Origin of the sequence: Chelativorans sp. J32, from assembly GCF_000518985.1 — a bacterium.
Classification (GTDB): Bacteria; Pseudomonadota; Alphaproteobacteria; order Rhizobiales; family Rhizobiaceae; genus Chelativorans.
In genome coordinates this window covers 90,176-102,402 of the sequence record NZ_JAEQ01000008.1, presented here as the reverse complement: position 1 = coordinate 102,402, position 12,227 = coordinate 90,176, and the positions used below count along the sequence as shown (strand labels likewise).

The window sequence follows — 12,227 nt, the reverse complement described above, 5'->3', positions numbered from 1 at the left end:
ATGTCTCGGACTGCCCTCCCGACCAGCGCTTCCGAAGAGCTTCCTTACAGGATCGAGCTCTGGGACGAAGCAGGCCGCGGTGAGGTGGAACGGGTACTTGCGCGCGCGTTAAACGCCCAGCTGGCGCATGCGATCTTCCAAGCAGCCAAAGGCGATCACCCCAATCGCCGGATCACCCTGAGCATGGGTGACGACATCCTTGCGGACTCGGCCGGCTGACGAGCGCAAGTACGCTCGATGACGCCGACCAACGGGTCCGGAATAAGCTTACTTCTTGACCGCGCCAACCAGCAGGTTGTTCTCGTCACGCAGGCTCACCCACTGGCCCGTATGAGTGGTCGCCTGCCGCTTGAGGAAACGATAAGGCGTGTGGCTCCAGAGCCTTACTTCATCGTTCAGGTTATCGAGGATGAGGTCCCCGCGGTCGGTGCGCACGGTGAGGATGGCGTGGCCTTCCCCGTCAGGTTTGCGGACAACCGTGATCAGAAGGTTGGAAAAGGAGATGCCGGCGGCGTGCAGCCGGCGACGCTTTTCCAGGACATAGTCCTCGCAATCGCCTTCGCCGTTGTCGGGATAGACCCAGACTTCTTCCTTGCCGTAGATGTCGATATCATTGCGAGGCTTGACAGCCTGGTTCACCGCCAGGTTGACGGCCGAGATCTTGGCCAAGAGCGCATCGTTCACGATTAGGGGGCCCCTATCGCGAGAACGAATTGAGCACTCTTTCGGATTGGTCTGGCAAAACTCATAGTGGCCGATCGGTTGCGAGGTGACCGATCCTGTGGCCATGAGTCCGGAACCGACAGCCGGGCTCTGCCCGACGCTGACGGAAGACACAAGAATACCGAGTGCGGCGATAAAACCCGCCCGCTTAGCAGCCATAAGCCGCTCCCCATTTATTTATGGTCGTTAATGGAAAGTTAACGAACTTTTATGGGGTTCTGTCAATTAGTAATGACTCGTTTTCCAGTTATGGTTACCGAGCCGCGCGCTTATGGCGCAGGTTTGCGGCGAGGTGTAGCCCTCACGCCACGGTTGTCGGCGATGAACCCGGCAATGCGTGGCACGATCTCCTTGCGAAACCGCGACCCGTTGAACACGCCATAATGCCCCACCGAGGGCTGCAGATGATGAGCGCGCTTTCCAGCGGGTATGTTGATGCAAAGATCATGCGCAGCTTGCGTTTGCCCGATCCCGGAGATGTCGTCGTTCTCGCCTTCGATCGTAAGCAGAGCCACGGACCGGATCGCGGCCGGGTCAACCCGTTCGCCCCGATGCGTCATCTCGCCCTTTGGAAGGGCATGGCGAATGAACACCGTGTCGACGGTCTGCAGGTAGAATTCTGCCGTGAGATCCATCACCGCCAGATACTCGTCGTAGAATTCGCGGTGCTTTTCCGCGGAATCCCCGTCCCCCTTCACCAGATGCAAAAAGAAGTCCTCGTGCGCGACGATGTGCCGGTCGAGGTTCATGCTCATGAAGCCGGAGAGCTGGAGAAAGCCCGGATAGACCTGCCGCATGAAGCCGGGATTGGGCCACGGTACCTGCATGACCACATTGTCGCGGAACCAGTCGATGCCATGCTGCTGAGCCAGCCGGTTCACCGCGGTCGGATTCCTGCGCGTATCGATCGGGCCGCCCATGAGGATCATCGATGAGGGAAGGTTTTGATCCCCACGCGCTTCCATCAGTGCAACCGCCGCCAAAACCGGGACCGATGGCTGGCAGACCGCCATCACGCTTGCACCGGGACCGAGCAGACGGAACATCTCGAGGAGATAGTCGATGTAATCATCGAGGTCGAAAGAGCCATCGGACAACGGCACCATCCGCGCATCTGTCCAATCGGTGATGTAGACATCCGCATGGGGCAACATGGCCTCGACTGTGCCGCGTAGCAAGGTTGCATAATGGCCCGACATGGGAGCCACCATCAGGAGCTTTGCATCCGGCTGCCGCTTGGACGGCAGCGCGCGCTCGAAATGTACAAGGCGGCAAAACGGGCGCGACCACACGACCTTTTCGCGTATCTTCACCTTCTTGCCGTCCACCACGGTCGAGGCGATGCCGAACTCAGGCTTCCCGTAACGGCGTGTGGTGCGCTCGAACATCTCGGCGGCCGCGGCGATCGACCGCCCCCAGGCAGTGGTCGAGACAGGATTCAGCGGATTTGAGTAAAAAAGTCTGATCGCGTCCGCACAGACCCGCGCGGGCTGAAGCGCGGCGTGATGAAGCTCGTAAAGCTGATAATACATTGCAGACCTTTCCGGCGAGAACTCAGGCGGACGGCAGGTGCCCTGGCAGAATGACGCGCTTCTGGTGCAATGCGATAGAAACCCGACTTATAGCATCGCCTTGAAATATCTAGGCATCAACGATTACCCGACGAATAAGCTATTGCTGCAGCGCAGCAGAATCAAGCCAAAAACAACCTCAACGGGCCTCGACAGGACGCAGCATGAGGAGTCGCGTCTCCGGCGGGATACGCGGCGGCAGTTCGGCGAAGAATTGTTGGGCGAGTGCTGGTGGAGCCTCGTTCACCGGGCACTCGATAAAGCCGAGGGCGGCGTAAAAGGGTTCGTTAAAGGGAATTTTCCTGAATGTGCTCAAGGAGACGCCGGCGCGCCCCTCCTCGAGACATCGCGCTATGGCGAGCTTGACGAGTGCCGAGCCAAGGCCTCGGCGGCTATGAGCGGGATCCACCGCCAGTTCCCGAAGATGAAGAAAGCGGTCGAGCGGATGCAGCACGGCGTAGCCGACCGGGCGAGCTTCCGCATTCAAGACGACGAAGGTCTCGAAAGCGGAGACAAAGCCGTGTAGGGCCCGCGCCGTCGTCGGCGGGTTCGGCACCAGGCTGGGAAAGCCATGCTCGGCAAAAAGACGGGATGCGCGCGTCTCGACCGAGGCAAGGGCGGCCGCATCTTCACGCCGGTAGGCGCGAATAACATAGCCGTCCGGTAAGCCCGCATTCGCTGCCTCCTCAGCCCTCATGCCCCTCCACCAGGATAAGCTCGGCATCGGCGACTTCCTGGCGGATCGCCTTGGCGGCTTGGTATTCGGGTGAGTCGTAGCAGTCCCTCGCGTGTTGAAGCGAGGGGAACTCGATCACCACATTGCGGCTGCGCGCCTTCCCCTCCAAAGGTTCATAAGCGCCGCCACGCACCAGAAAACGGGCGCCATATTTTTCGAAGGCGGGCTTTGCCGTCGCGATATAGTCATTGTAACGCTCGGGATCGCGAACATCCACACGGGCGATCCAGTAGGCTTTCGGCATATCTTCCTCCCTCTCGTTCGGCTAGTCGGCAACCGCTGCCTTCATGTCCTGCAAAATTGACTGGGCGGCCGATTTGGGATCTTCCGCAGCTATGATCGGACGACCGACGACGAGATGGCTCGCGCCTGCGCGAATGGCATCTGCTGGCGCCGTCACACGCTTCTGGTCCCCATGAGCTGCCCCCGCCGGGCGGATGCCGGGCGTCACCACCGCCATATCCGGGCCGACGACGCCGCGCACCAGGGCAGCTTCCGCGGCAGAACAAACGATGCCGCCCATACCGGCATCGCGTGCCTGTTCCGCGCGGCGCTGCACCAGGCTTTGAGGATCATATGCATAGCCCGCGTCACGCAAATCCTGCTCGTCCATGGAGGTCAGCACCGTCACGCCGAGCAAGCAAAGGCCGGAACCTTCCGCTGCGGCAACCGCCGCCCGCATCGCCTTCGGATAAGCGTGGAGCGTGAGCATGGTGACGCCCATGCGGGCGATGTTCTCCACGCCCTTCGCCACCGTATTGTCGATGTCGAGCAGCTTCATGTCGAGGAAGACCTTTCGGCCCGACCGGATGAGCTCCCCCGCATAGTCTAGGCCGCCGGCGAAAACCAGTTGATAGCCGATCTTGTAGAAACCAACCGTGTCGCCCAGCGTGCTTACCACCCTCTTCGCATCATCCAGGGTCGGCACGTCCAGGGCGACGATCAGGCGCTCGCGAATTTCGTCAGCCGGCATCGACGACTCCTCAAAGATATCCATTGGCGTCCACTGGCATAAGAACCCCTGGCTCGCAATCCTGCACGAGATCACACCGTGAGGGTTACGGCTCGATCCGGGTAGAGAACAGCCGCGCGTGCTCGATCAGGCTGCGGCAGACCTTGGACATCGCCTTCCTCAGACGCTCCTCGCGGAAATCGCCATTCTCATCGAATGCGTCTCCTGCGCGCGGCACAGAGCATTGCGCCGAAATCACCTCGGCCTGGCATTGAACGAGAACGGCCCGAAGATGGTTGATCGCCCGAATGCCAGCATACATCCCGTCGGAAGAAGAACAGAGAGCTATGAGCCGGCCGTTGAAGGCCCGGAACGGTTGCCCTCGCGCATCGGCCTTCACGCGGCTCACCCAATCGATCGTATTCTTGAGGAGCGGCGGGATCGAGCCATTATATTCCGGCGTGGCGATCAGGACCGCCACATGCGCACCGATCATATAAGCAAGCTTGACGGCATTCTCGGGCACGCCTTTTTCCCGCTCCAGATCCTGGTTCATGATCGGAAGGGGATAATCGGCGAGGGAAATGCGTGTGACATCGGCACCCTGAAGCGCCAATTCCTTCATCGCCGCATCGGCAGTCTTGCCGCTATAGGCGCCCGTGCGCGTCGATCCGGCGAAAACCAGTATTCGCGGCGTCATGGAAAAATCCTCAGCCTCGGCTCAAGCGCCGACCCGACGGGTGTAGATCCAAAGATGTGCCGGCGGAATGTTACGGATCACGAAATCGAAGCGTTCGACCGAATAGGTGCCGCGGCCGACAGGCACCGGCGAGAGGGCGCCATAAGTGATCTGCACGACGGGCCGGCCGGAAGGAAGAAGATCGAGCAGCCTCTCGACAAGCTCGATCCGCTTCGGCACCGGGAAGTTGAGAAGCGGGATGGCCGAGATTACGCTGTCGAAGACCCGCCCCTTCCACGGCGCCAGGACCGTGTCGAGATCGAAGGCATCTCCGTGGACGATGTTCACGCCCGGGAAGTCCTCGCGCAGCTTCTCGACGAAATCGAGGGAATATTCGACGGAGACGAGGTTTTCCGGCTTGATGCCCCGGTCCAGGATCGCACGGGTGATCACTCCCGTTCCCGGACCGAGTTCCAGCACGAGGTCATTGCGTTCCGGCCGCGCGACCGAGGCCATGCGCCGCGCAGTGATGCTGCTCGTGGGCACGATTGAGCCCACCGCCTTCGGCTTGTCTATCCAGCCGCGGAAAAAGCGCAGCTCCTCATCAAAGCGCGAGACGATCGCCTTGCGAACGTCGAAAGGTCTTCCCATGCTCGACTCCTCCTTGGATGGCGCCAATATTTGCCACCCATAATGTGGGTCGACGCGATGACCGTGCCGCCCCTACTCGCCGAAGGATTCGAAGAAATCCTTCATGCGCGCGAAAAAACCCGTCGACTGCGGGCTGTTCTCGTTCGAGGAAATCCGTTCGAACTCCTCGAGCAACTCTCTTTGCTTTCTGGTCAGATTCTGTGGCGTTTCGACGGCGACCTGGATGTAGAGGTCGCCGACCTGCGGCTGGCGCAACACCGGCATGCCCTTGCCGCGCAGTCGGAACTGGCGGCCGCTTTGCGTGCCTTCCGGTACCTTCACGCGGGTTTGGGTGCCGTCGAGCGTCGTGACTTCGAAGGAACCGCCCAAGGCGGCAGTCGTCATGGAAATGGGGACTTTGCAATAGAGGTCCGCGCCATCGCGCTGGAAGAACTCATGCGGCCTGATCGACAGGAAAATATAGAGGTCGCCGGGAGGCCCTCCCCGCAGACCCGCTTCACCTTCACCCGCCAGCCGTATGCGCGTGCCGTCCTCGATGCCGACAGGGATATTGACCGAGAGCGAACGTTCTTCCGTGACCCGGCCCTGACCGGAGCACTTGCGGCAGGGATCATCGATGATCTGGCCGCGCCCCTGACATTGCGGGCACGTGCGTTCGATGGAGAAGAAGCCTTGCGCGGCTCGGACGCGGCCGGCCCCGTGGCACATGGGGCACTGGACCGGCGAGGAGCCGGGTTTGGCGCCGGAGCCGGCACACTCGTCGCAGGTGACTGAGGTGGGTACGTGGATCTGTGCCGTCTTGCCGGTAAACGCCTCTTCAAGCGTGATTTCCATATTGTAGCGGAGATCGGCCCCGCGCTCGCGGCCGCCGGAGCGGCGCTGCCGGCCCCCGCCCATGATGTCGCCAAAGATATCCTCGAAGATATCCGCAAAGCCGCCGCCATTGAAGCCGCGCGCACCCATCCCGCCATTCTCGAAAGCCGCATGGCCGAAGCGGTCATAGGCCGCCCGCTTCTGCGGATCGCGCAGGGTTTCGTAGGCTTCGTTGATTTCCTTGAACTTCTGCTCCGCCTCCATATCGCCCGGATTGCGGTCCGGATGATATTTCATGGCGAGCTTGCGGAAAGCGCTCTTCAGTTCTTTTTCATCGGCGTTTCTCGACACGCAGAGCGTCTCGTAAAAATCAGCCTTCATACAAGAGATCCCGCATTCACAAATAAAGGGGGCACAGCAAGGTCCCCGATCGGTGCCCGCTATTTAGTTATTCTTTTCAGCGAATGCCATAGTTCGCTGGATTTTGCCAGTGCCGCTAAGAGGCAGAGTGCGTCCACGAGCAATGAAAAAGGTCCGGGCCTAGGCCCGGACCTTCGGTTCATCTTCAGGATCGGTCAGGCCGACTTCTTGTCGTTGTCGTCGATCTCTTCGAAATCCGCGTCGACCACGTCGTCGCTCGACTTCGCACCGCCTTCGGCTCCAGCGTCGCCCGCCGCGGCTTCCGCCTGACTTGCCTCATAGACAGCCTGGCCGAGCTTCATCGAAGCTTCCGCAAGCGCTGTGGTCTTGGTGCGGATCGCGTCGGCATCCTCGCCTTCCATTGCCGTCTTGAGCTCGGCAATGGCGTTCTCGATGGCTTTGCGGTCATCTTCCGAGATCTTGTCGCCATAATCCTTGAGCGACTTCTCGGTCGAATGGATCAGCGCCTCGCCCTGGTTCTTGGCCTCGACCGCCTCGCGCCGCTTCTTATCGGCTGCTGCATTGGCCTCGGCATCCTTCACCATCTTCTCGATATCGGCGTCCGACAGGCCGCCGGATGCTTGGATGCGGATCTGCTGCTCCTTGCCCGTGCCTTTATCCTTTGCCGAGACATTGACGATACCGTTGGCGTCGATGTCGAAGGTCACCTCGATCTGCGGTACGCCGCGCGGTGCAGGCGGGATGCCGACGAGGTCGAACTGGCCGAGCAGCTTGTTGTCGGCAGCCATCTCGCGCTCGCCCTGGAACACGCGGATCGTCACCGCATTCTGGTTGTCCTCGGCAGTCGAGAAAACCTGGCTCTTCTTGGTCGGGATCGTCGTGTTCCGGTCGATGAGGCGCGTGAACACGCCGCCCAGGGTCTCGATGCCCAGCGAAAGCGGGGTGACGTCGAGCAGCAGCACGTCCTTCACGTCGCCCTGCAGCACGCCCGCCTGAATGGCGGCGCCCATGGCGACCACCTCGTCGGGGTTCACGCCCTTATGCGGCTCCTTGCCGAAGAAGTTCTTCACCGTCTCCTGCACCTTGGGCATGCGGGTCATGCCGCCGACAAGAACCACCTCGTCGATCTCGCCGGCGCTCAAGCCGGCGTCCTTGAGCGCGGCCTTGCAGGGCTCGATCGTGCGGGCAACCAGATCGTCCACCAGGCTCTCGAACTTGGCACGCGTGAGCTTCATCGCCAGGTGCTTCGGGCCGGTCTGGTCAGCGGTGATGAAGGGCAGGTTGATCTCGGTCTGCGAAGCGGACGACAGCTCGATCTTGGCCTTCTCCGCGGCCTCCTTCAGGCGCTGAAGGGCGAGCTTGTCGTTCTTGAGGTCGATGCCCTGCTCCTTCTTGAACTCGTCGGCCAGATAGTTGACGAGCCGCATGTCGAAGTCCTCGCCACCGAGGAAGGTGTCGCCATTCGTCGACTTCACCTCGAACACGCCGTCGCCGATCTCCAGGATCGAAATGTCGAACGTGCCGCCGCCAAGGTCATAGACAGCGATGGTCTTGCCATCCTTCTTGTCGAGACCATAGGCAAGCGCAGCCGCGGTCGGCTCGTTGATGATGCGCAGCACTTCGAGGCCGGCGATCTTGCCCGCGTCCTTCGTGGCCTGGCGCTGCGCGTCGTTGAAGTAGGCGGGAACGGTGATCACGGCCTTCTCGACCTTTTCGCCGAGATAGGATTCTGCGGTTTCCTTCATTTTCTGAAGGATCATGGCGGAGATCTGGGACGGAGAGTACTTCTCGCCTTCGGCTTCGACCCAGGCGTCCCCATTGTCCGCCTTCACGATCTGGTAGGGGACGAGCTTCTTGTCCTTCTCAACCGTCGGATCCTCGAAACGACGCCCGATCAGGCGCTTGATCGCGAAAAACGTGTCCTCAGGGTTGGTGACGGCCTGACGTTTTGCCGGTTGACCAACGAGGCGCTCGCCCGAATCGGTGAAGGCGACGATCGAAGGAGTCGTACGCGCGCCCTCCGAATTCTCGATGACCTTGGCGTCCTTACCGTCCATAACGGCGACGCAGGAATTTGTGGTTCCGAGGTCGATACCGATAACTTTTGCCATTTATTCTTCTCCGCTTAGCAGACTGTTAGGACCCATTTCGGCGCTCCAGGCAACAGCCCCTGTTCATTGGATTTTTCCGAACACACCCATTCGCGAGCGCAGTTCCGAAACATGCGGCGTATATAAGAACCAGGAATTTTTGGTGCAAGGCAGCATCTATCCGTTGTTCACCGGAACCCGGGCGATCAGACCGGCTCCCAGCCTTCATGTCCGGCAGCCCGATAGATCGCGTCGATCACCTTCTGGTTCTTGAACGAATCCTCAAGCGTGAAGACCTGCGCGCTCTCCCCGGCGACAGCCTTGGCAAAGGCTTCCGCCTGCAGGCGGTATTGGCGCGTGTCTGCGAAGCGGAAGACGTTTGACTGCGCATGGTTCACATTGTGCAGCGTGACGCGGTCATCGCCGTAGACTCGTGAATTGAAGGGCGTCTCCACTTCAATGAAGCCCTTGTCTCCATGAAAAACCATCAGCTGGCGCGCAGCCATCTGCGTGGCGACATAGAAGCTCATGTCAAAGCCGTCGAACTCAGCCTTCACACTTGCATAGATGTCGGTGCCGAAGCCCGGATCGCGTTCGACCGTCGCCTGCACGCGGACAGGCTCCTGCCCGGTAACGAAGCGTGTGGTCACCGTCGGATAAACGCCGATATCAGGCAGGCCCCCGCCACCCAGTTCCACCCTGTTGCGCATGTTGGAAGGGTCGACATTGTGATAGGTGAACGCGCCCTGTACGTGCCGCAGCCGGCCGATCGCGCCATCGGCGATCAGCTCGCGCACCTTCAGCCACTGAGGATGATAGGTGACCATGAAGGCCTCGCAAACGAGCACCCCGTTGCGATCGCGTGCTTCGATCACACGCCGGATGTCCTCGGCCTTTAGCGCGAGGGGCTTTTCCACCAGCGCATGCTTGCCGGCGTCTGCCGCCTTCACGGCCCATTCAACATGCTGCGAGGTGGGGAGGGGAATATAGACGCCATCCACCTCTGGCGAGGCAAGCAAGGCCTCGTATGAGGAGAAGACATTTGGGATCCCGAAACGGAAGGCGACCGCCCTGCCTCGTGCCTCATCCCGACTGGCAATGGCGGTTACGACACCGTTCTCCGCATCCAGAAGCTGCGGAATGACGTGGTCACGGCCAATCTTGGCCGTGGACAGAATACCCCAGCGGAACATCTTCTCCTCCGTTTGCCTCAGCTCCTCAGCACACCCCCGGTCTGCCTGCCGACATTCTCCACGATCCGGCCCGCGAGTGCCTCGAAATCCTCGTCCGTCAGCGTACGCTCCAGGGGCTGGATCGTCACCTCGATGGCGATGGATTTCTTGTCGGGGCCGAGCGCGGCGCCTTCAAAGACGTCGAAGACGTTCACATCCGCGATCAGCTTCTTGTCGGCCGCCGCTGCGGCACGCGTGAGGGTTGCCGCCTCGACCTTTCTATCCACCACGAAGGCAAAATCGCGCTTCACTGCCTGGAAGGGCGAGAGGTCCAGGCGCGGCTTGGTGCGCGTCGCCCGCGCCTTGGGTTCGGGAATGGCATCGAGGAACACTTCGAAGCCACAAAGCGGGCCGGAGACGTCCATCTCCTCGAGCGTCTTCGGATGAAACTCGCCGAAGGTGCCGAGAATGTTCTTGGGCCCCAGTTTGATCGTGCCGGAGCGGCCGGGATGATACCAGCTCGGTCCACCAGCCTCGATCTGCAGCTTGTCCACCGGTGCACCGCAGGCCTCGAGCACCGCAAGGGCATCGGCCTTTGCCTCGAAAACGTCGACGGGCGCGGCATTGCCCGACCAGTGACGGCCCTGCTCTTCAAGCCGGGCGGTGCCGCGGCGGACACCGGCGGCAACGCGGCGTTGATCCTCCGGCCGGTCTCCCTCATAGGTCCCGGACACTTCGAACAGCGCTACGTCGGCAAAGCCACGGTCTGCATTCCGTTGCGCGGCAGCAAGCAGGCCGGGCAGCAGCGAAGGCCGCATGGTCGACATGTCGGCCGCGATCGGATTGGCGAGCCTGATGAGCTTCCGGTTTTCGGCAAAGAGGCGCGCTTGTTCTTCCGGGATGAACGACCAGGTGACGGCCTCCATCATGCCGCGGACGGCGAGCGCGCGCTTTGCCTGGCGTGTGCGAAGTTGCGCAGCGGTGAGGATGCGGCCGCCCACGGCCTCCTTCGATATCATGGGTTGGGGTGCGATCTCGTTCACCCCATGGATACGCATAACCTCTTCGACCAGGTCCGCCTTGCCGTCGACGTCCGGCCGCCATGAGGGGACGGCCACGTTCACGACCTCGCCGGAGCCGTCGGGCACGAACCCGAGACGCGAAAGGATCGAGAGGCTTTCCGACGCCGGCACATCAAGGCCGGTGAGACGCTTCACCTCGGAAGTCGGGAAAGAGACCACCTTGGGCGTGTGCCCCTGATAGCCTACCACCCGCGCTTCGGAAGCTTCGCCGCCGCAGAGATCAATGACCATGCGGGTCGCAAGCTCGAGGCCCGGGATCATGAATTCGGGATCGACTCCGCGCTCGAACCGATAGCGCGCATCCGTGATGATGCCCAAGGTGCGGCCGGTGCGGGCGATGTTGAGCGGATCCCAGAGAGCCGACTCGATCAGCACGTCCGTCGTGTTCTCGTCACAGCCGGAATGCTCACCGCCCATGACGCCGGCGATGGATTCCACCCCGCTCTCGTCAGCGATGACGCAGACCTCGTGATTGAGCTCATATTCCCGCCCGTCGAGAGCCAGCACTTTCTCTCCCGCTTCCGCGCGGCGGATCACGAGATTGCCCTTCACCTTGGCAGCATCGAACACGTGCAACGGGCGGCCGCGGTCGAAGGTGATATAGTTGGTGATGTCGACCAGCGCGTTGATGGGACGCAGGCCGATGGCGATGAGGCGCTGCTGCAGCCATTTTGGCGACGGACCGTTTTTCACACCGCGGACGAGTCGGAGCGCGAAGCCGGGGCAGAGCTCGGGCGCCACGATCTTCACGTCCACAGGGCAGGCGCCCTGCCCTGCGACGGGCGCCACAGCGCCGTTCTTGAGCGTGCCGAGGCCGGCCGCGGCAAGATCACGCGCGATGCCATAGATGCTCGTGCAGTCGGGCCGGTTGGGCGTGAGTCCGATCTCGATCACCGGGTCATCGAGCTTGGCCCATCTGGCGAAGGATTCACCCACGGGCGCATCCTCCGGCAGATCGATGATGCCCGTATGCTCATCGGAAAGCTGCAGCTCGCGTTCCGAGCACATCATGCCGTGGCTTTCCACGCCGCGGATCTTTCCCACGGAAAGCGTGACGTCGATCCCAGGCACGTAAGTCCCCGGCGCGGCAAACGCGCCGATAAGGCCAGCGCGCGCGTTGGGTGCACCGCAAACGACCTGGATCGGCTTGCCGTCGCCCTTGTCGACCGTAAGGACCTGGAGCTTGTCAGCATCGGGGTGCTTTTGCGCCGTCAGAACCTTGGCGATGACGAAGGGTTTCAATGCCGCCTTGTCGTCGACGGACTCGACCTCAAGACCGATCATGGTGAGCGTTTCCACGATCTGGGCGAGCGTTGCCTCGGTTTCGAGATGATCCTTGAGCCAGGAGAGTGTGAATTTCATCGTAATCAGCCTACC

12 protein-coding genes are annotated in these 12,227 nt (G+C 61.4%); 1 reads left to right on the top strand and 11 read right to left on the bottom strand.

Annotated features, from left to right (window positions below; translation table 11 throughout):
* Positions 1-219, top strand: coding sequence for a hypothetical protein (locus CHEJ32_RS0112760; RefSeq protein WP_028034220.1), 219 nt, complete (start codon positions 1-3; stop codon positions 217-219).
* A 48-nt stretch (positions 220-267) separates the two neighbouring features.
* On the opposite strand, the gene CHEJ32_RS0112755 is transcribed toward CHEJ32_RS0112760, so the two are convergent.
* The 11 genes from CHEJ32_RS0112755 to pheT form a co-directional block, all read right to left on the bottom strand.
* The gene (locus CHEJ32_RS0112755) at positions 268-882 is read right to left on the bottom strand and encodes a transglutaminase-like cysteine peptidase (protein ID WP_028034219.1); all 615 of its coding nucleotides are present in this window, start codon (positions 880-882) and stop codon (positions 268-270) included.
* Between the two features lie 110 nt (positions 883-992).
* Positions 993-2,255 (bottom strand): polyhydroxyalkanoate depolymerase, encoded by a 1,263-nt coding sequence (locus CHEJ32_RS0112750; RefSeq protein WP_028034218.1) that lies wholly within the window; start codon positions 2,253-2,255, stop codon positions 993-995.
* Positions 2,256-2,433: 178 nt separating this feature from the next.
* Entirely contained in the window at positions 2,434-3,018 is a 585-nt protein-coding gene (locus CHEJ32_RS0112745) for a GNAT family N-acetyltransferase (protein ID WP_245261088.1), read from the bottom strand.
* Positions 2,981-3,274, bottom strand: coding sequence for a DUF1330 domain-containing protein (locus tag CHEJ32_RS0112740; RefSeq protein WP_028034216.1), 294 nt, complete (start codon positions 3,272-3,274; stop codon positions 2,981-2,983). Before CHEJ32_RS0112740 ends, CHEJ32_RS0112745 begins: the two co-directional genes overlap by 38 nt.
* A 21-nt stretch (positions 3,275-3,295) precedes the next feature.
* On the bottom strand, positions 3,296-4,003 hold the full coding sequence (gene pyrF / locus CHEJ32_RS0112735; protein WP_028034215.1) for an orotidine-5'-phosphate decarboxylase: 708 nt from the start codon (positions 4,001-4,003) through the stop codon (positions 3,296-3,298).
* An 85-nt stretch (positions 4,004-4,088) separates the two neighbouring features.
* Positions 4,089-4,682 carry an NADPH-dependent FMN reductase gene (locus CHEJ32_RS0112730; protein WP_028034214.1) on the bottom strand — a complete coding sequence of 198 codons (594 nt, stop codon included), beginning with the start codon at positions 4,680-4,682 and terminating at the stop codon, positions 4,089-4,091.
* Between the two features lie 21 nt (positions 4,683-4,703).
* Positions 4,704-5,312: a phospholipid N-methyltransferase PmtA gene (gene pmtA, locus CHEJ32_RS0112725; RefSeq protein ID WP_028034213.1), complete on the bottom strand. Its 609-nt coding sequence runs from the start codon at positions 5,310-5,312 to the stop codon at positions 4,704-4,706.
* 72 nt (positions 5,313-5,384) lie between these two features.
* Positions 5,385-6,506 carry a molecular chaperone DnaJ gene (gene dnaJ, locus CHEJ32_RS0112720; RefSeq protein WP_028034212.1) on the bottom strand — a complete coding sequence of 374 codons (1,122 nt, stop codon included), beginning with the start codon at positions 6,504-6,506 and terminating at the stop codon, positions 5,385-5,387.
* 194 nt (positions 6,507-6,700) lie between these two features.
* Complete coding sequence (gene dnaK, locus CHEJ32_RS0112715; protein WP_028034211.1) at positions 6,701-8,617, bottom strand: molecular chaperone DnaK; 1,917 nt, start codon at positions 8,615-8,617, stop codon at positions 6,701-6,703.
* Between the two features lie 185 nt (positions 8,618-8,802).
* The gene (locus tag CHEJ32_RS0112710) at positions 8,803-9,789 is read right to left on the bottom strand and encodes a Gfo/Idh/MocA family protein (RefSeq protein ID WP_028034210.1); all 987 of its coding nucleotides are present in this window, start codon (positions 9,787-9,789) and stop codon (positions 8,803-8,805) included.
* Between the two features lie 17 nt (positions 9,790-9,806).
* Complete coding sequence (pheT, locus tag CHEJ32_RS0112705; protein ID WP_028034209.1) at positions 9,807-12,212, bottom strand: phenylalanine--tRNA ligase subunit beta; 2,406 nt, start codon at positions 12,210-12,212, stop codon at positions 9,807-9,809.
* Between the last annotated feature and the right edge of the window lie 15 nt (positions 12,213-12,227).

Excerpts from the sequence above, each read along its gene's own strand:
- CHEJ32_RS0112760 (WP_028034220.1), top strand. The coding sequence starts at position 1 with ATGTCTCGGACTGCCCTCCCGACCAGCGCTTCCGAAGAGCTTCCTTAC.
- CHEJ32_RS0112755 (WP_028034219.1), bottom strand. The coding sequence starts at position 882 with ATGGCTGCTAAGCGGGCGGGTTTTATCGCCGCACTCGGTATTCTTGTG.
- CHEJ32_RS0112750 (WP_028034218.1), bottom strand. The coding sequence starts at position 2,255 with ATGTATTATCAGCTTTACGAGCTTCATCACGCCGCGCTTCAGCCCGCG.
- CHEJ32_RS0112745 (WP_245261088.1), bottom strand. The coding sequence starts at position 3,018 with ATGCCGAGCTTATCCTGGTGGAGGGGCATGAGGGCTGAGGAGGCAGCG.
- CHEJ32_RS0112740 (WP_028034216.1), bottom strand. The coding sequence starts at position 3,274 with ATGCCGAAAGCCTACTGGATCGCCCGTGTGGATGTTCGCGATCCCGAG.
- pyrF (WP_028034215.1), bottom strand. The coding sequence starts at position 4,003 with ATGCCGGCTGACGAAATTCGCGAGCGCCTGATCGTCGCCCTGGACGTG.
- CHEJ32_RS0112730 (WP_028034214.1), bottom strand. The coding sequence starts at position 4,682 with ATGACGCCGCGAATACTGGTTTTCGCCGGATCGACGCGCACGGGCGCC.
- pmtA (WP_028034213.1), bottom strand. The coding sequence starts at position 5,312 with ATGGGAAGACCTTTCGACGTTCGCAAGGCGATCGTCTCGCGCTTTGAT.
- dnaJ (WP_028034212.1), bottom strand. The coding sequence starts at position 6,506 with ATGAAGGCTGATTTTTACGAGACGCTCTGCGTGTCGAGAAACGCCGAT.
- dnaK (WP_028034211.1), bottom strand. The coding sequence starts at position 8,617 with ATGGCAAAAGTTATCGGTATCGACCTCGGAACCACAAATTCCTGCGTC.
- CHEJ32_RS0112710 (WP_028034210.1), bottom strand. The coding sequence starts at position 9,789 with ATGTTCCGCTGGGGTATTCTGTCCACGGCCAAGATTGGCCGTGACCAC.
- pheT (WP_028034209.1), bottom strand. The coding sequence starts at position 12,212 with ATGAAATTCACACTCTCCTGGCTCAAGGATCATCTCGAAACCGAGGCA.